Here is a 25,880-nt window from a genome sequence, read left to right on the forward strand (position 1 = left end):
TCGCGCACGCGACGACACCGCGCGCTGCAGCACAGCTACAGTGGCGCCCATGAACACCCCCGCCCTCACCTGCTTCACCCTCGGCATCACTGACCACGTGGCCCATTTGGTTCTGAACAAGCCCGAGGCCATGAACACCATGCACCCCACCTTCTGGCGCGAGCTGGATGCCGTGCTGAACTACCTGAACACCTCGGGCGCAGCGCGGGCGCTGGTCGTTAGCAGCACGGGCAAGCACTTCAGCGCCGGCATGGCGCTGGAGACCTTTGGCGGCGCCATCACGCTGGACGACCGCAGCCCCGAAGGCCGCGCCGCCATCTTCGACCTGCTGACCGACATGCAGGCCACTTTCACGCGTGTCGAAAGCCTGCGCATCCCCGTCATCATGGCCATCCACGGCGGCTGCATTGGCGGAGCCGTGGACCTGGTGACCACGGCTTGCGTGCGCTACGCCACGGCCGACGCATTCTTCTGCATCCAGGAGATCAACATTGGCATGGTGGCCGACGTGGGCACGCTGCAGCGCCTGCCCAAGCTGATTCCGCTGGGCGTGGTCAAGGAGCTGGCCTACACCGGCCGCCGCCTGCCTGCGCAAAAGGCACTCGGATATGGCTTGGTGAATGAAGTTTTCGACACCCAGGAAGCCATGGTGGCGGCCGCACTGCAATGCGCGAAAGAGATCGCCGCCAAACCGCCCGTCGCCATCTGGGGCACCAAGCAGGCCGTCAACTACGCACGCGACCACAGCGTGGAAGACAGCCTGCGCCAGATGGGCTGGCTGCAGGGCGCCATCTGGAGCAACCGGCACGTGATGGAATCCGTCACCGCCATGAAGCAAAAGCGGGCGGGCGACTTTCCGGATCTGCCGGCGCTGCGGCGCTTCAGCGAACTGGACTGAGTCGCCGACGCCCACCTGCCGCGCGCACCCAGCGGCACCACATCAAAAATCATAGCTGCCAGCGCTTTCCCCATAAGCGCTGGATGCCATTTTGGCTTGTAGTCTGGTCGCATGGAGCTATCATGGGCCCCCGGGGCCGCCTGCGCCCCGGCACACAGGGATGACGCCCATGACCTTGCCCAGCCTTACCCCGCCTACGTTCAGCGACGTGGCTGCCGCAGCCGAACGGCTTTCCGGCATCGCCCACCCCACGCCCGTGCTGCGCTGCAACGCCATCGACGCCCGGCTGGGCGCCAAGCTGTTCTTCAAATGCGAGAACCTGCAGCGCACGGGGGCGTTCAAGTTTCGCGGCGCATACAACGCGCTCGCCCAGTTCACAGCCGAGCAGCGCGAGCACGGCGTGCTCACCTTTTCGGCCGGCAACCACGCCCAGGCCATTGCGCTGTCGGCGCGCCTGCTGGACATGCCGGCCCTGGTGGTGATGCCCGAGGACGCCGCCGTCTCCAAGATGACCGCCACGCGCGAATACGGCGCACAGGTGGTCACCTACAACCGCCATACCGAAGATCGCGAGGCCATCAGCCGCCAGATCGCGCGCGAGCGCGGCATGACGCTGATCCCTCCGTTCGACCACCCCCACGTCATCGCCGGCCAAGGCACCGCAGCGCTGGAGTTGCTGCAAGAGGTGCCCGACCTGGACTACCTTTTCGTCTGCCTGGGCGGCGGCGGCCTGATGTCGGGCAGCCTCCTGGCCGTGCAGGCCATGGCACCCCATTGCAAGGTGATCGGCGTGGAGCCCGAGACCGCCAACGACGCGCAGCAATCCTTGCGGGCCGGGCATATCGTGCGCATCCCCCACCCGCAAACGATTGCCGACGGCGCGCAGACGCAGTCACTGGGCGAGTACACCTTTCCCATCATCCGTGACCACGCAGAGGACATCATCACTGTCAGCGACCAGCAGCTCATCGAAGCACTGCGCTTCTTTGCCCAGCGCATGAAGATGGTGGTGGAGCCCACAGGCGCCCTGGCGTTTGCAGGCGCGCAGGCGTTTTCAGGCGAAGACGACGGCGCCAAACAGCTGCACGGGGAGCGCGTGGGCATCATCGTGAGCGGCGGCAATGTCGACCTGTCGCGCTATGCGCGGTTTCTGGCAGACTGACGCCCGTTTTTTTCAATAAGTACATCCTTCTGCCATGAGCAACGTCACCGTCATCACCCACCCCCTCGTCCAGCACAAGCTCACACTGATGCGCAAGAAGGACGCCAGCACCAACAGCTTCCGCCGCCTGCTGGGCGAGCTCTCCACGCTGATGGCCTATGAGGTCACGCGCGACATGCCGCTGCAGGACGTGCAGATCGAAACCCCGCTGGAAACCATGACGGGCAAGATGATCGACGGCAAGAAGCTGGTGCTGGTCTCCATCCTGCGTGCGGGCAACGGCTTTCTGGACGGCATGCTCAACGTGGTGCCTGGCGCCCGCGTGGGCCACATCGGCCTGTACCGCGACCCGGCCACGCTGCAGCCCGTGGAGTACTACTTCAAAATGCCGTCTGAAATGGACGAGCGCGACATCATCGTGGTGGACCCGATGCTTGCCACCGGCAACTCGGCCGCAGCCTGCGTGGACCGCCTGAAAAAGCTCAACCCCCGCTCCATCAAGTTCGTCTGCCTGCTGGCCGCCCCCGAAGGCGTGGCCACGCTGCAGAAGGCGCACCCCGACGTGCCGATCTTCACCGCCGCCATCGACCGCGAGTTGAACGACCACGGCTACATCCTGCCAGGCCTGGGCGATGCGGGCGACCGCATCTTTGGCACCAAATAAGCGCACGGCCCGCCCGGCGTGCACCAGCCAGCCACCCCGTGCCCTGCGCACCGGGTGGCTTTTTCTCGGGCCGCACGCCGCTGCCAGGATTTTTTTACCACTTGGTGGCTTTCCTCTGGCAGACTTGCCACCGGTTTGTCGCAGCCCTGGGGCTCCACTGGCGCGCTCCTTGCTACACCTGGGCAATCCCATCCCTCGTTTTTGTCTGAAGGAAATCCCACCATGACCACTCGCCGCATCTTCACCGGACGCCTGCTGTGCACCTCCATGGCCCTCTCGGCCGCCATGGCCATGGCGCCCTCACTGGCCACAGCGCAGTCCAAGCTCAAGGTCGCGGCGATCTACACGGTGCCCTTTGAACAGCAATGGGTCAGCCGCATCCACAAGGCCCTGAAAGCCGCCGAAGCACGTGGCGAGATCGAATACAAAGCCAGCGAAAACGTGAGCAACGCCGATTACGAACGCGTGATGCGCGAGTACGCCACGGGAGGCAACCAGCTCATCGTGGGCGAAGCCTTTGCCGTAGAGGCCGCAGCCCGCAAGGTAGCCAAGGACTTCCCCAAGACCTCGTTCCTGCTGGGCTCATCGGGCAAGCCCCAGGCGCCCAACTTCAGCGTGTTCGACAACTACATCCAGGAACCCGCGTACCTGACCGGCATGATCGCGGGCGGCATGACCAAGACGAACAAGATCGGCATGGTGGGCGGCTTCCCCATCCCCGAAGTCAACCGCCTGATGCACGCCTTCATGGCGGGCGCCAAAGAGACCAATCCCAAGGTCGAGTTCACCATCACCTTCATCAACAGCTGGTTCGACCCACCCAAGGCCAAGGAAGCCACCTTCGCCATGATCGACAAGGGTGCGGATGTGCTCTACGCCGAGCGCTTTGGCGTGAGCGACGCGGCCAAGGAAAAAGGCAAGCTCGCCATCGGCAACGTGATCGATACCCAGCCGCAGTACCCCGACACCGTGGTGGCCTCGGCCATCTGGCACATGGAGCCCAGCATCGACCGCGCACTCAAGCTGGTCAAAGAGGGCAAGTTCACCGCCGAGGACTATGGCCCGTATTCGATGATGAAGCACAAGGGCTCTGAACTCTCGCAGTTGGGCACATTCGAGAAGAAGGTGCCGGCCGACATCATCGCCAAGGTCAAGGCGAAGGAGGCCGACATTCTGGCGGGCAAATTCACCGTGAAGGTGGACGACAGCCAGCCCAAGTCCACGGCCAAGTAAGCACTGGATGCAGCGGGAGCCGTGCCCGCGTCCTCAACTTCTGTGCACAGGCCACCCCAGCAAAGCGGTGGCCTGTTTGTTTTTTCGCGTTGACTGCGCACCGCTGTTTTTCTTTGACGAGGCAACCACACCCATGCAATCCCTCTCCGCCGCCAAGCCCTCCCTGATCTCCCGGTGCACACGCCTGCTGGGCGCCCTCACCCTTGCCGCCGTGGTCGCAGGCTGTGCCGCCACCGCGCCCGGCAATACGGCGGTGCGGCTGGACGACACGCCCCGCATCGCCGTCATCTCCGCCTTTGCGCCGGAGCTGACCGTGCTGCTGCCCCAGGTGCAGCAGCCCACCAAACACAGCATCAACGGCGTGGAATTCACCACCGGCACGCTGGAGGGCAAGCCTGTGGTGGTGTTCCTCTCCGGCATCAGCATGACCAACGCGGCCATGAACACGCAGCTGGTGCTGGACCGCTTCAACGTGAGCCATGTGGTCTTCAGCGGCATTGCAGGCGGTGTCAACCCCGGCCTGCACATCGGCGACGTGACTGTGCCCGCACAGTGGGGCCAGTACATGGAATGGCTGATGGCGCGCGAGGACAAGCCCGGCCAATACTCCGCCCCAGCCTGGATGAAAAGCGAGCTGACCATGCCCGCCTTCGGCATGATGCACCCGCGTCCGGTGGAGGTTCGATCCGCCGCCAACCCCAAGCTCACCAAGAAGTTCTGGTTTGAGGCCGACCCCAAGATGCTGGCCACCGCCCGCAGCCTGCAGAACGTAGGTCTGGAGCATTGCGTGGCCGCCAACTGCCTGAAGCAGCGCCCACAACTGGTGGTGGGCGGCAACGGCGTATCGGGGCAGGCCTTTGTGGATAACAAGGCCTTCCGCGAATACGCGTTCAAGACCTTCGAGGCCAACGTGCTCGACATGGAAACCGCCGCCACCGCCATGGTGGCGCACAGCAATGGTGTGCCCTACATCGCTTTCCGTTCTCTGAGCGATCTGGCGGGCGGGGGCGAGGGAGAGAACGAGATGGGCACCTTCATGGGCCTGGCAGCGGCCAATTCGGCCAAGGTGCTGCGGGCGTTTTTGGCCAGCTGGAAGTAAATGACAGAGTCCACGGCTTCCGTCCTGCGCCTTTCGGGCATCACCAAACGCTTCGGCAAGCTGATCGCCAATGACAGCATCAGCCTGACCCTGGCGCGCGGCGAAGTGCTGGCCCTGTTGGGCGAAAACGGTGCGGGCAAGTCCACGCTGATGTCCATCCTGTTCGGGCACTACGTGGCGGATGAAGGCCACATCGAAGTCTTCGGCCAGCCCCTGCCCCCGGGCCAGCCGCGTGCTGCGCTGGCGGCGGGCATTGGCATGGTGCACCAACACTTCACGCTGGCCGACAACCTCACGGTGCTGGACAACGTGCTGCTGGGCACCGAGCCGCTGTGGCAGCCTTTCTCGCGCCGCCGCGAGGCGCGCGCCAGGCTGCTGGCCGTGTCGCAGCAATTTGGCCTGCCGGTCGCCCCGGATGCCCGCGTAGGCAGCCTCTCGGTGGGCGAGCGCCAGCGCGTTGAAATCTTGAAGGCGCTCTACCGCGGCGCGCGCATCCTCATCCTGGACGAACCCACCGCCGTGCTCACGCCGCAGGAGAGCGAGGCGCTGTTTGACACCCTGGCGCAGATGGTGGCGCAGGGTCTGTCCATCATCTTCATCAGCCACAAGCTGGGCGAGGTGCTGCGCGTATCGCACCGCGTGGCTGTGTTGCGCCAGGGCAAGCTGGTAGCCGAGGCGCCTGCGCAGGGCACCACGCAAGCGCAGCTGGCGCAATGGATGGTGGGCCACGCGATCGAAGCGGCAGAGCGCCGCCCGGCGCAGCACGTGGGCGGACCCGTCTGCACGCTGAGCCAGGTGAGCACCGCGCCCACGGGGCGCGACCGGCTGCGGGAGGCGTCCCTGACCCTGCGCGCAGGCGAGATCGTGGCCATTGCGGGCGTCAGCGGCAACGGGCAGGTCGCGTTGGCCGATGTGCTGTGCGGGGTGCGCGCGGCCACCGCTGGCCAGGTCACTTTGCGCGGCGAGCCACTGTGGGCACAGCCGGCCTGGCTGGTCCGCCAAGGGGTGGCCCGCATCCCCGAAGACCGGCATGCGGTGGGCGTGGTGGGCGACCTGCCCGTGTGGGAAAACGCGGTGTCCGAACGCCTGCGCGGCCCCTGGTTTGCCCACCCGTGGTTTCGCGCCTTCTGGGTCAAGCGCCGCGCCGCGCGCCAGCATGCGCAACGCGTGGCCGAGACTTTTGACGTACGCGGCGGCGGGCCGGATACCCCCGCCCGATCGCTGTCGGGCGGCAACATGCAAAAGCTCATCCTGGGCCGGGCGCTGATGCCGCCACAGGACGCGGCCGACAACTCGGCCCCCGCACCTCAACTCATCGTCGCGCACCAGCCCACCTGGGGGCTGGACATTGGGGCGGTGATGTTCGTGCAGCAGCAGCTCATCAATGCACGCGATGCAGGAGCCGCCGTACTGCTGATCTCCGACGACCTGGACGAAGTGCTGGCGCTGGGCGACCGCGTGGCCGTGATGCACGACGGGCAACTGAGCGAGGCACGACGCGCTGAAGACTGGACGCGCGAAGCCATCGGCCTGGCGATGGCTGGAGCTGTTCACGAGTGAGCCATGGACCGCCGTCTCCCCCAACCGTTCGGGCTGAGCTTGTCGAAGCCTTGCGCGGCGCTTCGACAAGCTCAGCGTGAACGGATTTAGAGAAGCCACACAACAAGAACGATCCTTCATGCGACTCGAAAAACGCAACCACACCTCCCCCGCCGCTTATGTGCTGGCGCCGGTGGGCGCGGTGGTCTTCACCTTGCTCATCAGCGCCGTGCTGGTGCTGTGGGCCGGCGCGCCCGTGGGGCAGACCTATGCGCTGCTGCTCCAAGGCGCCTTTGGCTCGGTGTTCGCATTGACCGAAACCCTCACCCGCGCCACGCCGCTGATCCTGACCGGGCTGGCGGCCGCCATGGCCTTCCGCGCGCGGCTGTTCAACATCGGGGCCGAGGGGCAGCTCTACGCCGGGGCGCTGGCCGCCGTGGCCGTGGGTGGCATGCACGGCGGAACGGGACTGGAGTGGTCGCCCTATGTGCTCTTCCCACTGATGATGCTGGCGGCAGCCCTCGCCGGGGCCGCGCTGCTGCTGGGACCGGCGCTGATGAAGGCGCGGCTGGGGGTGGACGAGGTCGTCACCACCCTGCTGCTCAACTTCATCATGTTGCTGCTGGTGTCGGCCCTGCTCGATGGCCCGATGAAAGACCCGCTCTCGATGGGCTGGCCGCAAAGCGTGGCTCTGCAAGGCGACTTGGAGCTGTCCAAGCTGGTGCCACAGACGCGGCTGCACACGGGGCTGCTGTGGGCCGTGTCGCTGGCGGTCATTCTGTGGGCGCTGCTGGCGCGCACGGTGCCGGGGTTTGACATCCGCGCCGCTGGGGCCAATGCGCGGGCTGCCGCGTTTGCCGGTGTGCCCATCACGCGCACCGTCGTGCTGGTCGCCCTGCTCTCGGGCGGGCTGGCGGGGCTGGCCGGTGCCATCGAGGTGGCGGGCCGCACCAGTTATGTGACGCTGGACATGTCGCCGGGCTACGGCTACAGCGGCATCGTGATCGCCATGCTGGCGGGGCTGCACCCGCTGGGCGTGATCGCAGCGGGCACCTTTGTGGCGGGTGTGCTGGTGGGGGCGGACAGCATGAGCCGCGCGGTGGGCGTGCCCACCTACATTGCCGATGTGATCGTGGCGACGTCGCTCATTGCGGTGCTGGTCGCCGGGCTTCTCACGCAATACCGTGTGCGGTGGAAATGAGGGCACCATGAACAAGCACGCGCACCAGAATTTCATGCCAAATTGGCCTCTAGCGCTTATCCATCAAGCGCTAGCAGCTATCAAAATCAAAGTAACCAGCACTGAGGCGAGCACATGACAGAACTGCTCGACATCCTCGCCAACCCCGCGTTCTGGATCGCCACACTGCGCGTGGCCACCCCGCTCATCCTGGGCACGCTTGGGGTTTTGCTGTGCGAACGCGCCGGGGTGCTCAACCTGGGGATTGAAGGGATCATGGTGGCCGGGGCTTTCGCCGGCTGGCTCACGGTGTACGCAGGCCATGGACTGTGGACCGGGGTGCTGGTGGCAGCGCTTACGGGCGCTGTCTTCGGGCTATTGCACGCATGGCTCACGGTGGGGCTAGCGCTGTCGCAGCATGTGTCGGGGCTGGGCATCACGCTGCTGGCCACGGCGCTGAGCTACTACGGCTACCGCGTGAGCTTCCCCAAGGTGAACACGCCGCCCACGATCGAACCGTTTGCACCCATGGAGTGGCTGGGCATTCCGATCCTGTCGGCACAGACGCCACTCACGCTGCTGGCCCTTCTGCTGGTGCCGCTGCTGGCCTGGGTGCTGCTGCGCACACCGCTGGGATTGGCTGTGCGCATGGTGGGCGAGAACCCGCAGGCGGCCGAAGGCCAGGGCATCTCGGTGGCGGCCACACGCACGGGCGCCATCGTTGCGGGCTCTGCGTTGATGGGCGTGGCGGGGTCGTTCCTCACGCTGTCGGCGTTCAACGCGTTCTTCTTCAACATGATCAACGGCCGGGGCTGGATCTGCGTGGCGCTGGTGGTGTTTGCGTCGTGGCGCCCCGGCAAGGCGTTGCTGGGTGCGCTGCTGTTTGCGTTTTTTGATGCACTGCAGCTGCGCCTCCAGCAGGCGGGCGATGCATGGCTGCCGTACCAGGTGTATTTGATGCTGCCCTACCTGCTGTCGATCCTGGCGCTGGTGCTGGTGGCGCGCAAGGCGGCGTATCCGCAGGCGCTGATGAAGCCGTATCGCAAGGGAGAGCGATGAAACTGGTTCCGCAAACTTTGACCCGTTGGCTGCCCCCGGCCCTGCTGGCGTGCGCGGGCCAGGCCCACGCGCTGGGCATGGACATGCCGTATGAGTCCTTTGCCACTGCACCCGATGTGGACTGGATCAAGGTCTGTGGCCAGTGGCCCGCGCCCGACCAGCCCGGAGAAAGCCGCGGCATGTATCGCATCGTGCACGCCACACGCTACGCGCAGTCGTTCTTGTACCTGCAGTGGATCGTGCGCGACGGCACCGACAGTGCCACCGAGGTCCATTCCGAGAGCTTTGCGCAGATCAACAACGACCACGCCTCCCTCACGCTGAGCCAAATGAACTGCCAGGCCACGCGCCGAGGCATTCGTTTTACCGCGCGGGCAGAGTCCGGCCATGGAGACCGTGCGTTCCGCATCACCATCGATGCAGGGCACAAGCCAGGCGATGTGCGTTTTCGCACCAACCAAAGGCGTTGAGCCCCCTGACGACCATGCCCGCCACGCAGCTTCATCCCATCGCACCACCCGTGTTGCCAGCCACGGTGCTGGCGCGTTGGCAGTTCGACACCACCGACGCCAACCCCACCACGGTGTTGCCCGATGGCTGCAGCGACCTCATCCTGCATACCAATGCGCGCGGCCAGTCTGCCTGGCATATCTCTGCACTGGCCGATGTCGCAATGGTCGTGCCGGGGCGTGCGGGCGAACAATGGCTGGGCTTTCGCCTTGTACCGGGCACCCGCATTGACGCGCCAGCGTTGTTGAGGTCTGCACAAGCTATCTGGCAGCAAGCCCAGCACCGCGCAGGGCGGCCCTCCTTCAGCTTGGCCGGTGATGGCACAACGGCGCCGGAAGCCTTGTTGCTTGAAGCCATCGACCAGCACACCCGCGCGGACCCGCGTGCGCAAGAAGCGCTCCGCTCGCTGGCGCATTGCCGCACCGTAGGCGCGGCGGCGCACAGCCTGGGAGTCTCAGAGCGCAGCCTGGAGCGCCTGACCCAACGTACCACCGGTCAAACGCCACGCTTCTGGCGCGCCCTGGCCCGCGTGCGCAGAGCAGCACAGGCCTTGGGCACTGCGCAATCGCTGGCCGAAATTGCGGCGGATCACGGCTATGCCGACCAGGCGCACTTCAGCCGCGATTGCCTGCGCTGGCTGGGGCAAACACCTGCGTCGTTGCGCGGCACACCGCAATTGCTGGCCACGGTGGCGCAGGCGGGCTATGGCTGATTCTTGTATGAATTTGGCGCTGGTGACGGGGCGACGCTGCCAGCGCCAAAGTGATCCCCACAGGTCAAGCGGCTGGGGGCGCCACAGGTGTGCACAGCTCCACCAGCGCCCCGTTGATATCCGCCACATAGGCCACGGTCTGACCCCAGGGCATCTGCTCGGGCGCCTGCACCAGGCGCGCACCGGCATCCACCGCGCGCTGCACAGCGGCTGCCACGTCGGGCGTGGTGAACGCGATCTCGAAACTGGGCGCATTGGCCGACGCGCGCTGCGGGTTCTTGCCCAGCTCGGACATCAGCCGCAGCGACGAGAAGGCCAGTGCGGTGGCTCCGGTGTCCAGCTCGCCATAGTCGCCCGCCTCGTGCACAAAGCGGCGAGCAAAGCCGAAGGCAGCTTCATAAAAAGCGATGGTTCTGGGAACGTCTTCGACATAGAGAATGGTGTAGCCAAATTGCATGGGAGCTGCCTTTGTAAGAATGGATGCACTGAATCGTTGATGCACAAAACGAGACCCAGAGCTTAGGCGCAGAGCCCGCTCACGTCTTGAAAAAACCCGACACCTAGCCTGACCCACAAGACCCACGCCATGCTCGACCTGCTCATCACCCACGCCACCCTGTCCGACGGCCGCCAGAACATGTCCATCGCGGTGCAGGGCGGCCGCATCACCGAAGTGACCGAAGGCCTGCAAGCGTCGGCGCGCGAAACGGTGGACGCAGGTGGCCTGCTGGTGAGCCCACCGTTTGTGGATGCGCATTTCCATATGGATTCGACCCTGAGCTACGGCCAGCCGCGCGTGAACGAGAGTGGCACGCTGCTCGAAGGCATTGCACTGTGGGGCGAGCTCAAGCCGACGCTGACGCACGAGGCCATCGTAGAGCGCGCCCTGCGCTATTGCGACGTGGCCGTGGCGCGCGGACTGCTGGCCATTCGCAGCCACGTGGACACGAGCCACCCCAGCCTGCTGCCCGTGCAGGCCCTGCTGGATGTGAAACAGCGCGTGGCGCCCTACCTGGATTTGCAGCTCGTGGCCTTCCCGCAAGACGGCGTGCTGCGCGCGCCGGGCGGGCTCGACAACCTGAAACGGGCTCTGGATATGGGCGTGGACGTGGTGGGCGGCATTCCTCACTTCGAACGCACGATGGCCCAGGGGGCCGAGAGCGTGAAGATCCTCTGCGAGCTGGCCGCCGAACGCGGCAAGCGCGTGGACATGCACTGCGACGAATCCGACGACCCGCACTCGCGCCATGTCGAAACCCTGGCTTTTGAAACCCAGCGCCTGGGCCTGCACGGCCGTGTGACGGGCTCGCACCTCACCTCCATGCACAGCATGGACAACTACTACGTGAGCAAGCTCATCCCCCTGATGGCCGAGGCCGACCTGGGCGTGGTAGCCAACCCGCTCATCAACATCACCCTGCAGGGCCGCCACGACACCTACCCCAAGCGCCGGGGCATGACCCGCGTGCCCGAGCTGATGGCCGCGGGCCTCACGGTGGCCTTTGGCCACGACTGCGTGCTCGACCCCTGGTACAGCGGCGGCAGCGCCGACATGCTGGAGGCAGCACACATGGGCCTGCATGTGGGCCAGATGACCAGCCAGGCCGCCATGCGCCAGTGCTTTGATGCTGTGACGGTGAACCCCGCGCGCCTGCTGGGGCTGGAGTGCTACGGCATCGCCCCAGGTTGCCATGCCGACTTTGTGCTGCTGCACGCCCGCAACCCGGTGGACGCCATTCGCCTGCGCGCGGCGCGCTTGGGCGTGTGGCGGCGCGGCCAGCGGGTGGCTAGCCAGCCCGCGCCCACTGCGCAGCTGCACCTGCCGGGGCGGCCGGGAAGCGTGAGTTTCTTGTAGTAGGCCGCTGCCACCACCCCACATCCGTAGGTCGGGTTAGCCCGCAGGGCCTAACCCGACATCTTCCGCTCTGTCGCCCGTCGGCCTACGCTGCGCCAACCCGTCCTGCGATTCTGTCAAAAAAATAGTCAAAAACGGCTCTAGCGCTTTACCAGAAAGCGCTAGCAGCTATTAAATCTATAGCTCAAGCCGCTGCAAGATCAAAGGCCGACAGGTGGTTTGCCAAGTGCATCGCATGCGCCTGCTCGTACTGCGCACGACTGAGTGCGCCGTAGGCAAAGTGCGGCTGTAGCGGCCCGGTATGGGCCCCAAAGTCCTGCACCGCCTGGCGCAGGCGGGCCAGTGCGCCCTCCGCCGAAGCGTTGGCGTCCAGCGCAGGGGCACCGGGGATGGGTTCGGCCAGGTTGTGGCTCATTCGGCCGCGCCAAGCAAACACCGCCAATGCGGCCGAGCCCAACGTGTTCTGAAACAGGGCCGACTTGTGCGCAGGAAAGCCCTGCAGCGAAAACTCGATGCTTTGCGCGCAATGCTCAAGCGTCTGCGCCCAGCTCCAGGCCGTGGCGGCGTCCAGCGGCTGCACCACGCCCGCAGACAGGCGCTCCACCTCGGCCATGGCGTCGCTGATGCGACCCAACACCAGTTGCCGGTCGCGCGCAGGCCGGTGCAGCAGGTAGTAGCCGCCGCCCGCTGCCACGGCAGCCCCCGCCGTCGCTATGCCGGCGCCCGAACGCAGGAACGATCGGCGCGACGTGGCGGGCGATGGGATTGCGGACACCCGCACCGAAGTAGAAGCTGGGGACGGGGAAGCGCCGGGTGGAGGGATCGCCATGCGGATAAGGCTTGTTTTCAGCAAGCTCCAGGTCGGGCTAGAGAGAGGGAAGGCGCGCAAGCACCGGGGCGCGCAGATTGTGCGGGACGGCCGGGCCGCCCCACCGTCAACCACCCGACACAACGCCCTCGGCCGCATCTGCCGCGCGCGCGCCCGGCGGTGGGGCGGTGTCCTTCGCATCGCCGACAAGGTGTACGTTGGATGAGTCCGCCACGCGCATCTGCACGCGGTTGCGCCCGTATTGCTTGGCCAGGTACATGGCTTCATCGGCCCGCTGCAGGGCGGTGTCGGGCGCGTCCGCCGGGCCCGACAGCGTCACGCCGATGCTCACTGTCACGCACACTGGCTGCCCCGCACCCGCGCGGGCCGGGGTGCTCTCCACCAATGCGCGAAGGCGCTCCGCCACGGCCAGGGCGCCAGCGCCGTCGGCATTGGGCAAAAAGATGCCGAACTCTTCGCCGCCCAGGCGGCCCATCACATCTTCCTTGCGCAGGCAGCGCAGGGCCAGTCGCACAAAGTGCCGCAGCACGTCGTCGCCGCCCTGGTGGCCGCGCGTGTCGTTGATCTGTTTGAAGTGGTCCAGGTCCAGCACCAGCACGGGCAGCGGCTTCTGCGTGCGCTGGGCGCTGCTGATGGCCTTGTGCAGCAGCGTGAGGAACGCGCGGCGGTTGAACACGTTGGTCAGCGGGTCCACCTCTGCCAGGTGCCGCAACTCGTTGGTGATGAACTCGTTGGTCAGCATCACCGCGCCAAAGCCGATAAGTACCAGCGCCGCCGTTGATTCCAGCACCACGATGTACGACAGCGCGGCCAGCAGAGCCCCTTCCGCTGGCTGCTGAGGCATGACCAGCGCAAAGGCCAAGGGCCGCACCAGCACGAACACGCCGTGCGCGCCCACGGTGGCCGCAAACAGGTAGCGCGCCGGCACGCGCCGGAAGCCTCCGTGGGCCAGCGTGCGCGCCGTGAGGATGAAGCAGACGCCCGCCATCAGCCCCAGCAGAACGAACCGCGCGCCGGGGTTGGGCTGCTCCACCGTAAAGTACACGGCCACTGCCGACAACACTGCCAGCGCCAATGCCGCCACGCCGTGCGGCGGCGGCGAGCGGCCCATGTAGGCGCGGCTGCCCATCCAGCACAGGTAGCCGGTCAATGTCAGGCTGATTTGCGCGACCACGACCGAGATCGGCTCGGGCACCCAATCGCGCGCCAGCAGGCTGGCACTGAACACCGAGCTGCTGAGAAATGCCAGGACCCACATCCGCAAGCCGGGGATGTGGCGGTTGAAGAACCACACCGCGAACAGAACGACGGTGACCAGCGCCGACAAAAGGGCCGCAAGAATGATCAGGGTGGGACTGTGCACAAAGCGAATGCCGGTAGGCGGGGTTCTAGGGGCGGACCGCGGTGGACAAACGGTGCGCGGTGGGGGACGAGCGGCGGGACACGGCATGTTAACCGAGCGCTTGCTGCTGGCAGACAGCAAAAACGCGCACAACTGGCGCGCGATGGCCCGGCGCAACCCCCCGTCTGCTGGGCGAGTCGCACGCGCGCGGGTGCGATACGCTCGGAGTCCGCTTGACCACTGCGACGGCCTCTGCCCCCTCCACTTTCTACACCGCCCCCGCCATGGCTTTATCGCGCACCGCACTGCTCTTGATGGCCCTGCTGCTGGGCAGCCCCGCCGCCCGGGCCGAGGCCGCGCTGGCAGACCTGATCTTCCTGTTGCCACAAATCCTGCTGGCGGGCCTGTACCAGGAGCTAGCCACGCCCTGGGTATGGGGCGGGCTCTGGGCGGCGGCAGGGCTTTGCTGGCTGCTTTATGCGCTGACCGGCCGGGACGTGATGGGGGTCTTCACGGACCGCTGGGCAGGCAGGGGGTCAAGGGCCTCCTCGTTCACCAGCTATGGCGCTTTCACGTTCTGGGCGGTGATCTGCTCGTTGTATGTGCTGGTGGGCTCCTTTTTTGTGGGTGCCACCGACGCGGCCAGGCAAAGCGCGTCCGCCGTGAAGGCTGCCGCGCCTGCACAGCCCCCGCCGGCCGAAACGCCGACGCTGCGCTACCCCCACGGCAAGAGCGAAGCCAACCCACGCGGCGAATGGCCCGCCACCAGCGGCCCCTTGCCAGGCCTGAGAACGGAGGCCCATGGCGGCAATGCCTACCTGATGCTGCGCAACCCCGGCAGTGAGGGGCTCTGGGTGCGCCTGTGCACGGCCGACCTGGCGCCCGACTGCATCGCCCGGCGTGAGGTCTACATCGCCCCCCACCACCATTTCCTGATGGAGCGGGTGGGCGAGGGCCGCTACCACCTCGCTTTTGCAGAAGTCACCGGGGCCCTTCGCAGTGGTACGACGGCGCCGTTTCGCGTGAGAAGGGCGGACTGGGACGGTCTGCGGGAGATGGTGGTGGACGAATCCGGCAAGCCTGTGGCCCCACCGGCAGCCCAGCAGTAGCCTGCCCCCGCAGCGATGCTCAGCCCTGCACGTTGCATTCCCGGCGCAGCAGCGCCAGCGCATCGTGCATCTGGTAGTCCATGTCGCTGAGCAAGGTCTTTTCCGCGTCCTGCACAAAGCTGGCCCACAGCGCCAGGTAGTCCTGCTGGTGCACGCCGGGCGCATGCGCGCGGATGAACTCGGCTGCCAGCGCAGGCTGCAGGCCGGACTTGCGCGCCTTGCGCACCAGACTGGCGGCGGTTTTCTCCGTCAGCAAGGTCTTCTTGGGCACACCCGCCGCCAGGCACAGGAACAGCGTGAGCAGCGAATGTTCGTCGTCGTTGCCATCGGTGGTCTTGAGCCAGGTCTTGCTGGCGGGCTGGGGCGGCTCGGCGTCTTCCTCCAGCGCGTCCAGGTTGTGGTGCAGGGCCTCCACCTCGGCCAGCGGGTCGTCCAGCAAGAAGTAGCGTGCGCGAAACGCCGCCATGGGCCGCAGCAGGTTGCGCAGCGGCGTGGTGGACTGCAGCAGCTTGGGCAGATCGGCCAGCACGGCACTGCAGTGCGCCGCCACGGCATCGTGCAGCGTCTGGGGCAGCCCGGGCGGCAGGCGCAGCGCCGTGGCCACGGGCAGCTTTTTCTTGCGTAGGCCCGTCACCAGCTTTTCAAACGCCGGTGCACTGGGCCACTCGCCAGCCGCCATGGCCTGCGGGGCCAGGGCCTGCATCAGCAGGCCCGTGCGGACCACGGCCTCGGCGTCCGCGCCGGCGGACTCCAACTCGTCGGTGTCCAGGTCGTACTGCTCGGCCAGCCACTCGGCGGCGGCAATGGCCTGCGCAATCTGGCTGCGGCGGGCCAGCTCGGCGCGGTAGTCGGCATGGCTGCGCAGCGACCACGCGGCCAGCAGCGGCGTTTCGGCATCCGCATAGCCGGCCATGCCGAAGTTGCTGCTCTCGGGCATGGCGATCAGCCGCTTGAGCATGTCGGAGCCGCCCTTGGAGCGCGACAGAAAGGAGTTGTCGCGCAGCGAGACCGCCGCCTTGGCCAGGTCGCCGCCCGTGGTCTCCAGCAGGTACAGGCTGATGAGGTTGACCATGCGGTCGCGCGCTTTTTCCAGCTCGGGCCGCAAGAATTCGCTGCCAAAGTAGCGCGCAATCTGCACCATGCCCTTGGGCGCATCGGTATTGATGGTCGCCAGCCGGTCCGCATCGAGGATGCCGTGCTGCACGCCGTACACCAGCGCCTTTTCAAAGAAAGGACGGGCGTCGTGGAGTTGCAGGGCCGAGCTTTGGGACATCATCAAATCGCGGATTCTTCGTCGGAACCACGTGCGGCAGGCGTGGCTTTGCCCCGGTCGGTTTCGCTGGTCTCGAACTTGCCATCGTCTTCCTCGGCGGGCACTTCGTCGCCCTCTTCCAGGCCCAGGTCAAAGGCGCGGGCCTTGGCGCGCAGCACCAGCAGCATTTCGATGAACAGGTCGCGGCACTCGTAACGCAGCAGCCAGGCCATCTGCATCCAGTCGCGGTCGGCCACCTCGTCCTGGTCCACGCGCGGCTGCACGTAGCCGGATGCCAGCAGCTCGTCGTCGCTCAGCGTCACGCCGTAGTCTTCGGTCGCGTCAAAGGTGCCGGTGCGGGCAAAGGCCTCCACACGGCTCCACTTCTCGGCAAAGTAGTTGGCCAGGGCCTCGGCGCCGCCTTCCAGGTCGCCAATCGCGGTGAGGAACTCCACCGGGTCGGCATCGTCACGGAAGACCACGGCGTTGACCATATTGCGCAGGTGGGTGTGGGTGAGGTCCTTGTACTGCTTTTCCAGCACCATGGCGCGCGCAAACTGCTCGGGCGTGACCAGCATGTTGACAACGGACGCCTTGGAGTCGTCGTACTCGCGCATCACGGCCAGGATGTCCTTGGGCGCGAGCTGGTCCAGCACCACCATCAGTGCGTTGTCGCCTTCGGCATCCGCCAGCTCGGCCAGGGCCGATTCGGCGCCCACGATGTCACCGGCCGCAATGAGGCTGGTGGTCTTGGTGATCAGGGCGAGGTGGTTGCGGTCACTCATGCATATTCCTTCTTGATTTTCCACATTGCCAGGCAAAACGCGCAGTCCGATGGAACTGGCGTGGCCCAAGCCAGTGCACCCGTGGAGCTGGCTTTGCCAGGCCACCGGGTGCGTCCCCCTCCCGGAGGAGAGGGGGAAGGCGCTGAAAGCGACTCAGGGGGTGGTTCATTCTTTCCGGTCAAAGCCCACATCGGCCAACCAGTTGGCGCTGGACTCTTCGCGCGTACGGCTGTTTTGCGGGTCCACAGCGTCGTCTGCGCTCAACGCGCTGTAGTCGTCGTCGTGCTCGGCGGCGTCTTCACCGTCGTCCTCGGCATCGCTGTCGCCATGCGCGGCCGATGCGGGCGCCATGTGTGCGTGGTGCTGCAGGTACTCCAGCCCCGCCGCAACGGCCATGAAGCGCGCTCCCTGGGGCTCGCGCAGCACGGTCTGCGCCAGGCTCTGCGCCCAGGGCTCCAGCGCCACGGCGTGGGTCAGGCTGTGCCAGTCGGGCAAGGCATCCACGGGCAGTCCCAGCAGTTGCTCGACAGCGGCCGGTTTGGTGAAGCGAAAGCCCCGGTGAAACACCACGGCCACCATCTCGGGGGCCAGCTCCATCATCTGCACCAAAAAGGCGATCTCGTTGCGCTTCTCTGCCAGGCGCTTGCGCAGCACATCCTTGCCTTCGGAGTCGGAGACCAGGTCGTCCAGCTCGGCCTGGTAGGCGGAGCGCAGGTCATGAAAGTAGGGAGAAAGTTTCACAGAAGCGATCAGGAAGAAGGAGAAAGAATGCGCGCCGAATAGGCCTGCCAGATCTCTTGCGCGGTCTGCAGCGGGTCGTCCAGCAGGTTGCGGCGGCGGTTGTCGTCGTAGGCCTGGCGCGCCTCGTCGTCGGACAGCACCTCGTACGCCTTTTGCACCTGGGCAAAACGCTGGGCAGCGTCGGGCGCGTCGTTGCGGTCGGGGTGGTAGAAGGCGGCCTTCTGGCGATAGGCCTTCTTGATGTCGGCCAGCGACGCATTGGCCGCCAGCCCGAGGGCGGCGTAGTGGTCTGCAGTCATTGAATGGTGGGTGGTGTGAAAGCCGGTGGCGGTGGCGCAGGCCGCAGGGGCCTGCGGCCGTGCATCAACCGCGTGTCAACCGTGCATCAGCTGCCCAGGCTCACAAACACGTTTTGCACGTCGTCGTTGCCATCGATGGCTGCCAGGAAGCTTTCGACTTCTTCGAGTTGCTCGGCCGTGAGGTTGGCGGGGTTGACGGGGTTCTTGGGCTTGTAGCCCAGCTTGGCGGTCAGCACCGTAAAGCCGTGGGCAGGCAGTGCACGGCTCACCAGGTCCAGGTCGGTGGGTTCGGTCCAGAAGACGGTGGTGCCTTCTTCGTCGCCCGCTTCAAAGTCCTGCGCACCGGCTTCGATGGCCGCCAGCTCGGGGTCGGCATCGGCGTTGGCGCGCTCGGCCTCGATGATGCCCACATGGTTGAAGTCCCACGCCACCGAGCCCGAGGTGCCCAACTGGCCCTTGCGGAACAGCACGCGCATTTCAGGGGCAGTGCGGTTCACGTTGTCGGTCAGGCATTCGACCATCACCGCCACCTGGTGGGGGGCAAAGCCTTCGTAGATCACGCGCTCGTAATTGACGGCGTCGGCGCCCGTGCCGGAGCCCTTCTTGATGGCACGCTCCAGCGTCTCCTTGGGCATTGATGCCTTGCGGGCCTGCTCGACCACCAGGCGCAGGCGGGCGTTGCTGGCAGGGTCGGCGCCGCCGCGCGCGGCCACGGTGATTTCCTTGACCAGCTTGCCAAACAGCTTGCCCTTGGCATCGGCCACCTGGGCCTTGCCTTTTGCTTTCCACTGCGCGCCCATGGGGTTACCTTTGTGTGTGTTGGGAGGATGTTTGCCGTGGGTCGCTCCGCGCGGCAAAACCCTATAGTTTACCCGCCAAGGGGCAGTCACCCCGTGCAGACAACCCTGATGCTGCCGTGGCGGCGCCCAACGCGGTACCCGTGCGCGGTACCCGATGGGGCCAGCGTGTAATCTCGGCAGCCTGCCCGCCGGGCGCCCTCGCCTCTGAATCTCTCCCATGCTCAACACCCTGTGGCTCGGTTTCTTCATCACAGCAGCCGTGGCCGCGCTGGCCCAGTGGCTGGTGGGTGGCAACGCCGAGATCTTCTCGGCCATGGTGCAGGCCCTGTTCCAGATGGCCAAGCTCTCGGTCGAGGTGATGGTGCTGCTGTTTGGCACGCTCACGCTGTGGCTGGGGTTCTTGCGCATCGCAGAGAAGGCGGGCCTGGTGGACGCCCTGGCGCGCTGGCTGGCGCCGCTGTTTGCCAGACTCATGCCCGGGGTGCCGCGCGGCCACCCGTCGCTCGGGCTCATCACCATGAACTTTGCGGCCAACGCGCTGGGGCTGGACAACGCGGCCACGCCCATCGGCCTCAAGGCCATGAAGGCGCTGCAGGAGCTGAACCCCGAGCCTGACACCGCCACCAACGCGCAGATCCTGTTTCTGGTGCTCAACGCGTCCTCGCTCACGCTGCTGCCGGTCACGATCTTCATGTACCGCATGCAGCAGGGCGCGCCCGACCCGACGCTGGTCTTCCTGCCCATTCTGCTCGCCACGTCCGCGTCCACCCTGGTGGGGCTGCTGAGTGTGGCCGTGGTGCAGCGCCTGCCGCTGTGGAGCCCCGTGGTGCTGGCCTACCTGCTGCCGGTGGCCCTGGTACTGGCCGGGTTTATGGCGCTGCTGACCACGCTCAGCGCCGCCGCGCTCGCATCCCTGTCGTCACTGCTGGGCAACCTCACGCTGTTTGCGCTGATCGTGCTGTTTGTGGCCTTGGGCGCGTGGCGCAAGGTGCCGGTGTACGAGGCGTTCATCGAAGGTGCCCGTGAAGGCTTTGACGTGGCCAAGGGCCTGCTGCCCTACCTGGTGGCCATGCTGTGTGCCGTGGGCGTGTTCCGCGCCTCGGGCGCGCTGGGCTATGTGCTGGACGGCATCCGCTGGTGCGTAACCACGCTGGGCGCCGACGCCCGGTTTGTGGACGCCCTGCCCACCGCCCTGGTCAAGCCGTTCTCAGGCAGCGCGGCGCGCGCCATGCTGATCGAGACCATGCAGACCCAGGGCGTGGACAGCTTTGCCGCCCTGGCCGCCGCCACCATCCAGGGCAGCACCGAAACCACGTTCTACGTGCTGGCCGTGTACTTTGGGGCCGTGGGCATCCAACGCGCGCGGCACGCCGTGGGCTGCGCGATGCTGGCCGAGCTGGCGGGCGTGGTGGCTGCCATCGTGGTGTGCTACCGGTTCTTTGGATAATTCAAGCCAAATCGGCCTCTAGCACTTGGTGGACAAGCGCTGGCAGCTATCAAATCAATAGTAATTGACCAACCCGGCGCCGTACGCCGCGAGCGCTGCGGCGGCGGCATTGCGGGCATCGGACTGCATTGGCGCGGGCTGGCGCGCAAGCCACCGGGCCAGTTCGTTGATGGAGCCGTTCAGGGCCGTGGCGCAGGCGTCCACCTGCAGGGCGCTGAATCTGCCTTGGGAGCCAAGGAGTTCCGCCACCACCGCGCGCAGTTGCTGGTAGCCATGGCGGCCATCCAACTCGGCCCAGGCCAGGTCGCCCAGCACCGAGGGGCCGTCGATCAAAAGCACCTGGCGCGGGCCGGGTTGCGCTATGGCGTCGATCCAGGCCATGGCACCGGCCAGGAGCTGATCCAGGGGTGGCGCGTGGGGGTCGGCCGCAGCGTCGATGGCCCCGCTCAGATCCGCATGCACTGCCTCGCACACCGCCAGAAACAAGTCCTTCTTGTCCCGAAAGTGGTGGTACAGCGCGCCCCGCGTGAGGCCGGTGGCCGCCAGTAGGGCTTCGGTGGAGGTGCTGGCATAGCCGTGCTGTTCGAACAGCGCGCGGGCCGCCTCGACAAGCCGGGTGCGCGATTGGGCGCCCTGCTCCAGCCGCCGGTTGCCCGGCGGCGCATCAGAAATGGATTTTCCTGTTGACATACAGACTGTACGTATCTATATTTAATTGAACATACAGACAGTATGTACCCGATTCACAACCCACCGCAACAGGAGCCGCCATGCCAACGTTGAAACCCGCATCCTTATCGCAACTGACCTCCGCCTATCCCCTGGTTACCACCGCCACGGTGCAGGCCTCGCGCGACTTCTTCCAGCAGCACCTGGGGTTTGAAGTGGTCTTCGAGGCTTCGTGGTTCGTGCTGCTGTCGCGCGGCAGCACCGAAGGCGGCACGGTGTCCATCGCCTTCATGGCGCCTGACCACCCCTCGCGCCCGCCGGGGCCGGAGGCTTTCAGCGGCCTAGGCCTGCTGCTCACCTTGCAGGTGGACGACGCCCGCCGGGAAGAAGCCCGCCTGCGCGCAGCCGGCGTGGACATCGCCTACCCCGTGCAGCACGAGCCTTGGGGCCAGGTGCGTTTTCAAGTGCGCGACCCTTCGGGCCTGGTGCTGGACATCGTGGAGCAGGCCGCGCCTGCCGAGGGTTTCTGGGACGCCTATCTGGCGGGCGATGCCGGTGCAGGCCATGGCTGATCCCAGCGCACCCGGCCCGGTGCGCGCGCTGTGGGCCACCGCGTGGCCGCTGATCGTCGCGTATTCGCTGCAGGCCGTTATCGGTTTCACCGACACTTGGTTTGCGGGCCGCATCTCGGCTCATGCGCTGGCGGGACTGGGCGCGCAGACCTTTCTGAACCTGGCGGTGTTTGTGTTGCTGGGTGGCGTTGCGTTCGCCGTGCAGATGCCGGTGGCCAACGCCGTGGGCGCTGGCCAGCCACGCGCGGCCTGGTCCTGGCTGAGCGCCGCTCTGGCGGCTGCCGGGCTCACCCTGCCCTGCTTTGCCGCACTGGCGTGGGCAGGGCCGGAGCTTTTCACACTGTGGCAGTTGCCAGCCGCATCGGCCGAACAGGCCGTGCTCTATTGGCAGCCGCGCATGGCGGGCGGCGCTGCGGTGGTGGCGCTTTTCGCGGTGACCAGCTACCTCAGCGGCATGGGGCGCACCCTGGGCAGCCTGTGGGCCAACCTGGCAGCGGCGGTGGCCAACGTGCCGCTCAACCAGTGGCTGATCTTTGACCAGGGCCTGGGGCTGGCGGGTGCCGCCCATGCCTCCACACTGGCAAGCCTGGTGGGACTGGCCGTGGGGCTCGCCGCCGCTGCGCACGGCGGTGCCGGGCCGCTGCCCCGCCTGTCGGCCCTGTGGGCGCAGGTGCTGGCGCTGTGCCGCCTGGGCGTGCCCATCGGGGTGGCGGCCTCGGCCGATGTCCTCGCGTTTGCGGTGTTCCAGCTCCTGATGTCACACATCGGCCCTGTCGAGGGCGCCGCCACGCTGTTGTTGCTGTCGCTGACGGGCCTGGCTTTCTGGCCCGCGCTGGGGCTGGCGACGGGTTGCACCAGCCTCATCGGCCATGCAGCAGGGGCAGGTGATTGGCGGCGCGTGCAGCCCCTGGTTCATGCCACCTTGTGGCTGATGGCGGGCTGGATGCTGCTCGTCGGTGCCGCCATGGCCCTGGCCGGGCCGCAGTTGCTGGCAGCCCTGCTGGGCGATGCGGGGCCGGAGGCCCAGCCCGTGCTGGCCCTGGCCACCTCGCTGCTCTGGATCGTGGCCGCGTACCAGGTGTTTGACGCGATCAACCTGGGCAGCGCCTTCACCCTGCGGGGCTTGGGCGACGTGCGCTGGGCCAGTGCCATCAACACGCTGTGCTCGTTTGCGCTGTTCCTGCCGCTGGCGGCATGGCTGTCCTTGGATTCGCTGGCGCCGGGTATCCCGGCCCTGGGATGGGGCGCCCGGGGCGGCTGGGCGGCTGCGGCACTGCTCAGTGTGGTGCTGGCGGTGGCGTTCCATGCACGGTTGCGGTGGGTGCTGCGCAGGCAACTGCCGGAGCGGCGGGCCATGCCGTGAAGCGCGCCCCTGTCAATCCGGCGCCGCAGCGGGCGCAGCCACCAGTTCCCACTCGGCCAGCTGCTCATTGGTCGCAATCAACCGCCCCACCAGCAGCTTGATGAACGCCTTGTCAAAGCGCGACTGCAGATCCTCCGACGCCTCGCGCAGCGCGGGGTTGCGCACCTTGAGCACCAGCACCTCGGTTTCGGCCACGGCGGTGGCGGTGCGGATGCGGTTGTCGGGGCGCAGGTAGGTCATCTCGCCCAGTGTCACGCCGGGGCCCAGGGTGCTGAGGTTCCAGCCCTGGCGGCTGACGGCCACCTGGCCTTCGATGAGGATGCAAAAAGAGTCGCCCGGCGTGTTCTCGCGCATCAGCACCGTGCCCTGCTCCAGCCGGCGCCAGCTGCCAAGGCGCATCAGCTCCCACAGCGCGACGTCGTGAAAGTCGGCAAAAAACGGCAGTGCGCGCAGGGCGGCGAAACGCTCGGCTTCGGTGTCTTGCGAGCGCTGGCGCGGCAGGCTTTGGTGGGCGGCCAGCAGGGCTTGGGCAAATGCGTCCCAGGTGACAAACCGGTCGGCGGGCTGCTTGGCCAGCGCGCGCAGCAGCACCTCGTCGACATGCTGGGGCAGCGATGCGCGCAGCAGGCTGGGGGGTGTGGGATTTTCGTTGCTGATCTTGTACAGCGTGGCGAAGTCGGTGTCGCCATCAAACGGGCGGCGGCCGGTAAGCAGCTCATACACCACCACGGCCAGAGAGAACATGTCGCTGTGGTGGGTGAGGTCGTGCTCGCGCACCTGTTCGGGCGACATGTACGAGGGCGAGCCCACCAGGCCCGACAGCCGTGTGGCGTCGCTGCGCAGTGACAGGGCGGCGCCAAAGTCGGTCAGTTTCACGTCGCCATCGCGCGCCAGCATCAGGTTGGCGGGCTTGATGTCGCGGTGCACCAGACCTTCGCGGCAGGCGTAGTCCAAGGCGTTGCAGCATTTGAAGGCGATGTCCAGCACCTGGGGCACGGGCAGCAAAGCATCGGGCGTGGCAAAGGCCGACAGGGGCTGGCCGTCCACGTATTCGAGGACCAGGTACGGGGGCAGAGCCTCTTCATCGGCGTCGAGCAGGCGCACGATGTTGGGGTGACGCAGGCGGCCGGACAAGGCGGCCTCGTTGCGCAGTAGCTTGCGGTAGCGATCGGCCTGCTCAGGCTGCTTGAGCAGGTGGGCGTGCGTCTGCTTGATGGCAACCTTGCGGCCCCGAAAGCCGTCGAGGCCCAAATACACAATGCCGCTGGCCCCGCGGCCCAGTTCGCGCTCGATGCGGTATTTGCCGATATTGGCGGGCGGTGCGGAGGTGGCTGTGGCCATGGCGGGGCTCCCGGGTCAGATGTGGGGCGGGCGAGGGTCAGGCTCCGGCAAGCGCCTGCTCGAAATCGGCGCGCAGATCGTCCACTTCTTCCAGGCCCACCGAGAGCCGGATCATGCCGTCAGCAATGCCCATGGCGGCACGCACGGTGGGGCCAGCCTCCCAGAAGATGGTGTGGGCCACGGGGATGATGAGCGTGCGGCTGTCCGCCAGGCCCGTGGCCTTGATGGGCAGCTGAAGCCGGTTGCACACGGGCAGGCACTGGCCCGCATCACGCAACTCGAACGACAGCAGCCAGGAGCCTGCCTTGAGGTGCTTGCGCGCAAACGCGTGCTGCGGGTGGGATTCGAGCAAGGGGTACAACACGCGCGAGACGGCAGGATGCCCCTCCAGAAAGCGGGCCAGCGCCAGGGCCGTGGCGCTGGTGCGGTCCATGCGCAGGCTGAGGGTTTCGGCGCCCAGGGCCAGCTGCTGGGCCGCATGGGACGACAAGGTGCCGCCCATGTCGCGCAGGCCTTTCTTGCGCAGCTGCTGCAGGCCCCAGCCCTTGGCGTCGCCCTTGCGGTACGCCGCAAAGATGTTGGGGTAGCTGGACCAGTCGAACAGGCCTGTGTCGGTTACGGCGCCACCCAGCGCCGCTCCCTGCCCGCCAATGCTTTTGGTGAGCGAGTTGACCACCAGCCCCGCGCCCACGGTGGCCGCACGGAAGAGATATGGCGAAGCCACGGTGTTGTCCACCACATACAGCACGCCACGCTGTTGGCACAGCGCGCCGATGCCTTCCAGGTCGGGGATCTGCGTGCCGGGGTTGGCAATGGTTTCGACAAACACCATGCGGGTGTTGGGGCGCAATACGGCGGCCACTTTGGCCGCATCGGTCACATCCACCGTGGTCACTTCAATGCCCAGGTCGGCCAGTGTGCCGAACACGCTGTTGGTGTTGCCAAACACGAACTGGCTGGCCACCAGATGGTCGCCCGCCTTGAGCAGCGTGAGGAACACCGCGCAGATGCCCGCCATGCCGGTGGAAAACACGATGGAGCCGTGCCCGCGCTCCATCTGCGTGATCTTGGCCTCCAGCGCCGCCGTGGTGGGCGTACCCTGGCGCGCGTAGTTGAAGCCGCCCTTGGCCGTGCCCTGGAAGACGGCGATCAGGTCCTCGACCTTCTCGTAGCCGTACTGAACCGAGGTGTGGATGGGCTTGTGGATGGCCCCTTGCTCGGCGCCGCCCAGGCGGTCTGCGTGCACGATCTGGGTGGTGAAACTGTGGATCTGCGGTGTCGTCATAAAAATCTGCGCTGTTTCTGCGTGGCTACTTACAAGACGGGGCGATCACTACTGGCGCGCCCGAATGCCAGTGCACCCATGGAACGGGCTTTGCCAAGCCACCGGGTGCGTCCCCCTCCGGGGGAAGGCGCGCAG

26 protein-coding genes are annotated in these 25,880 nt (G+C 66.6%); 15 read left to right on the forward strand and 11 right to left on the reverse strand.

Features of this window, described 5'->3' with window-relative positions; all coding sequences use genetic code 11:
• The first annotated feature begins 49 nt into the window (after positions 1-49).
• From ACK4HJ_RS18465 to ACK4HJ_RS18510, 10 genes are all read left to right on the forward strand, one after another.
• Entirely contained in the window at positions 50-898 is an 849-nt protein-coding gene (locus ACK4HJ_RS18465; protein WP_409834279.1) for an enoyl-CoA hydratase-related protein, read from the forward strand.
• Positions 899-1,067: 169 nt separating this feature from the next.
• Entirely contained in the window at positions 1,068-2,060 is a 993-nt protein-coding gene (locus ACK4HJ_RS18470) for a threo-3-hydroxy-L-aspartate ammonia-lyase (RefSeq protein WP_409834281.1), read from the forward strand.
• Positions 2,061-2,094: 34 nt separating this feature from the next.
• On the forward strand, positions 2,095-2,724 hold the full coding sequence (gene upp, locus ACK4HJ_RS18475) for a uracil phosphoribosyltransferase (protein WP_056062295.1): 630 nt from the start codon (positions 2,095-2,097) through the stop codon (positions 2,722-2,724).
• Positions 2,725-2,946: 222 nt separating this feature from the next.
• The gene (locus ACK4HJ_RS18480; protein ID WP_409834283.1) at positions 2,947-3,957 is read left to right on the forward strand and encodes a BMP family protein; all 1,011 of its coding nucleotides are present in this window, start codon (positions 2,947-2,949) and stop codon (positions 3,955-3,957) included.
• A 133-nt stretch (positions 3,958-4,090) separates the two neighbouring features.
• Entirely contained in the window at positions 4,091-5,056 is a 966-nt protein-coding gene (locus ACK4HJ_RS18485) for a 5'-methylthioadenosine/S-adenosylhomocysteine nucleosidase (RefSeq protein WP_409834285.1), read from the forward strand.
• Positions 5,057-6,616: an ABC transporter ATP-binding protein gene (locus ACK4HJ_RS18490; RefSeq protein WP_409834287.1), complete on the forward strand. Its 1,560-nt coding sequence runs from the start codon at positions 5,057-5,059 to the stop codon at positions 6,614-6,616.
• A gap of 118 nt (positions 6,617-6,734) precedes the next feature.
• Positions 6,735-7,796, forward strand: coding sequence for an ABC transporter permease (locus ACK4HJ_RS18495; RefSeq protein ID WP_409834289.1), 1,062 nt, complete (start codon positions 6,735-6,737; stop codon positions 7,794-7,796).
• Between the two features lie 114 nt (positions 7,797-7,910).
• Positions 7,911-8,834, forward strand: a complete 924-nt coding sequence (locus ACK4HJ_RS18500; RefSeq protein WP_409834291.1) for an ABC transporter permease — start codon at positions 7,911-7,913, stop codon at positions 8,832-8,834.
• Positions 8,831-9,304, forward strand: coding sequence for a hypothetical protein (locus tag ACK4HJ_RS18505; RefSeq protein WP_409834292.1), 474 nt, complete (start codon positions 8,831-8,833; stop codon positions 9,302-9,304). Before ACK4HJ_RS18500 ends, ACK4HJ_RS18505 begins: the two co-directional genes overlap by 4 nt.
• Before the next feature lie 14 nt (positions 9,305-9,318).
• Positions 9,319-10,056 carry a helix-turn-helix domain-containing protein gene (locus ACK4HJ_RS18510; protein ID WP_409834294.1) on the forward strand — a complete coding sequence of 246 codons (738 nt, stop codon included), beginning with the start codon at positions 9,319-9,321 and terminating at the stop codon, positions 10,054-10,056.
• A 64-nt stretch (positions 10,057-10,120) separates the two neighbouring features.
• Here the strand turns inward: ACK4HJ_RS18510 and ACK4HJ_RS18515 are convergent, their stop codons facing one another.
• Positions 10,121-10,513 (reverse strand): VOC family protein, encoded by a 393-nt coding sequence (locus ACK4HJ_RS18515; RefSeq protein WP_409834296.1) that lies wholly within the window; start codon positions 10,511-10,513, stop codon positions 10,121-10,123.
• Positions 10,514-10,642: 129 nt separating this feature from the next.
• On the opposite strand from ACK4HJ_RS18515, the gene ACK4HJ_RS18520 reads away from it, so the two are divergent.
• Positions 10,643-11,911, forward strand: a complete 1,269-nt coding sequence (locus ACK4HJ_RS18520; RefSeq protein WP_409834298.1) for an amidohydrolase family protein — start codon at positions 10,643-10,645, stop codon at positions 11,909-11,911.
• A 184-nt stretch (positions 11,912-12,095) separates the two neighbouring features.
• On the opposite strand, the gene ACK4HJ_RS18525 is transcribed toward ACK4HJ_RS18520, so the two are convergent.
• Positions 12,096-12,686 carry a DUF1569 domain-containing protein gene (locus ACK4HJ_RS18525; protein WP_409834300.1) on the reverse strand — a complete coding sequence of 197 codons (591 nt, stop codon included), beginning with the start codon at positions 12,684-12,686 and terminating at the stop codon, positions 12,096-12,098.
• A gap of 160 nt (positions 12,687-12,846) precedes the next feature.
• The gene (locus tag ACK4HJ_RS18530) at positions 12,847-14,103 is read right to left on the reverse strand and encodes a GGDEF domain-containing protein (RefSeq protein WP_409834301.1); all 1,257 of its coding nucleotides are present in this window, start codon (positions 14,101-14,103) and stop codon (positions 12,847-12,849) included.
• Between the two features lie 212 nt (positions 14,104-14,315).
• Between ACK4HJ_RS18530 and ACK4HJ_RS18535 the strand changes: the two genes are divergently transcribed.
• Complete coding sequence (locus tag ACK4HJ_RS18535; RefSeq protein ID WP_409834303.1) at positions 14,316-15,191, forward strand: hypothetical protein; 876 nt, start codon at positions 14,316-14,318, stop codon at positions 15,189-15,191.
• A gap of 19 nt (positions 15,192-15,210) precedes the next feature.
• On the opposite strand, the gene ACK4HJ_RS18540 is transcribed toward ACK4HJ_RS18535, so the two are convergent.
• The 5 genes from ACK4HJ_RS18540 to ACK4HJ_RS18560 form a co-directional block, all read right to left on the reverse strand.
• Positions 15,211-16,467 carry a hypothetical protein gene (locus ACK4HJ_RS18540; RefSeq protein WP_409834305.1) on the reverse strand — a complete coding sequence of 419 codons (1,257 nt, stop codon included), beginning with the start codon at positions 16,465-16,467 and terminating at the stop codon, positions 15,211-15,213.
• A complete protein-coding gene (locus tag ACK4HJ_RS18545; protein WP_409834307.1) occupies positions 16,467-17,228 on the reverse strand; it encodes a hypothetical protein in 762 nt (253 codons plus the stop codon). Before ACK4HJ_RS18545 ends, ACK4HJ_RS18540 begins: the two co-directional genes overlap by 1 nt.
• A gap of 165 nt (positions 17,229-17,393) precedes the next feature.
• A complete protein-coding gene (locus ACK4HJ_RS18550) occupies positions 17,394-17,969 on the reverse strand; it encodes a hypothetical protein (RefSeq protein ID WP_409834309.1) in 576 nt (191 codons plus the stop codon).
• Between the two features lie 8 nt (positions 17,970-17,977).
• Positions 17,978-18,268, reverse strand: coding sequence for a DnaJ domain-containing protein (locus tag ACK4HJ_RS18555; RefSeq protein ID WP_409834310.1), 291 nt, complete (start codon positions 18,266-18,268; stop codon positions 17,978-17,980).
• Positions 18,269-18,354: 86 nt separating this feature from the next.
• Positions 18,355-19,068 carry a YebC/PmpR family DNA-binding transcriptional regulator gene (locus ACK4HJ_RS18560; protein ID WP_409834312.1) on the reverse strand — a complete coding sequence of 238 codons (714 nt, stop codon included), beginning with the start codon at positions 19,066-19,068 and terminating at the stop codon, positions 18,355-18,357.
• Between the two features lie 217 nt (positions 19,069-19,285).
• Here ACK4HJ_RS18560 and ACK4HJ_RS18565 point away from each other — a divergent pair, with 217 nt between their 5' ends.
• Entirely contained in the window at positions 19,286-20,515 is a 1,230-nt protein-coding gene (locus ACK4HJ_RS18565) for a nucleoside recognition domain-containing protein (RefSeq protein ID WP_409834313.1), read from the forward strand.
• Positions 20,516-20,569: 54 nt separating this feature from the next.
• Here the strand turns inward: ACK4HJ_RS18565 and ACK4HJ_RS18570 are convergent, their stop codons facing one another.
• Positions 20,570-21,205, reverse strand: coding sequence for a TetR/AcrR family transcriptional regulator (locus ACK4HJ_RS18570; RefSeq protein ID WP_409834315.1), 636 nt, complete (start codon positions 21,203-21,205; stop codon positions 20,570-20,572).
• Between the two features lie 80 nt (positions 21,206-21,285).
• Between ACK4HJ_RS18570 and ACK4HJ_RS18575 the strand changes: the two genes are divergently transcribed.
• Together ACK4HJ_RS18575 and ACK4HJ_RS18580 are read left to right on the forward strand one after the other, a co-directional pair.
• Positions 21,286-21,756: a VOC family protein gene (locus tag ACK4HJ_RS18575; RefSeq protein WP_409834317.1), complete on the forward strand. Its 471-nt coding sequence runs from the start codon at positions 21,286-21,288 to the stop codon at positions 21,754-21,756.
• Positions 21,749-23,119, forward strand: a complete 1,371-nt coding sequence (locus tag ACK4HJ_RS18580; RefSeq protein ID WP_409834319.1) for an MATE family efflux transporter — start codon at positions 21,749-21,751, stop codon at positions 23,117-23,119. Before ACK4HJ_RS18575 ends, ACK4HJ_RS18580 begins: the two co-directional genes overlap by 8 nt.
• Positions 23,120-23,131: 12 nt before the next feature.
• On the opposite strand, the gene ACK4HJ_RS18585 is transcribed toward ACK4HJ_RS18580, so the two are convergent.
• Complete coding sequence (locus ACK4HJ_RS18585; RefSeq protein WP_409834321.1) at positions 23,132-24,460, reverse strand: protein kinase domain-containing protein; 1,329 nt, start codon at positions 24,458-24,460, stop codon at positions 23,132-23,134.
• Between the two features lie 37 nt (positions 24,461-24,497).
• Complete coding sequence (locus ACK4HJ_RS18590) at positions 24,498-25,745, reverse strand: cystathionine gamma-synthase family protein (RefSeq protein ID WP_409834323.1); 1,248 nt, start codon at positions 25,743-25,745, stop codon at positions 24,498-24,500.
• Positions 25,746-25,880: the final 135 nt, after the last annotated feature.

This window comes from Acidovorax sp. (assembly GCF_046294525.1).
GTDB lineage: Bacteria > Pseudomonadota > Gammaproteobacteria > Burkholderiales > Burkholderiaceae_C > Acidovorax.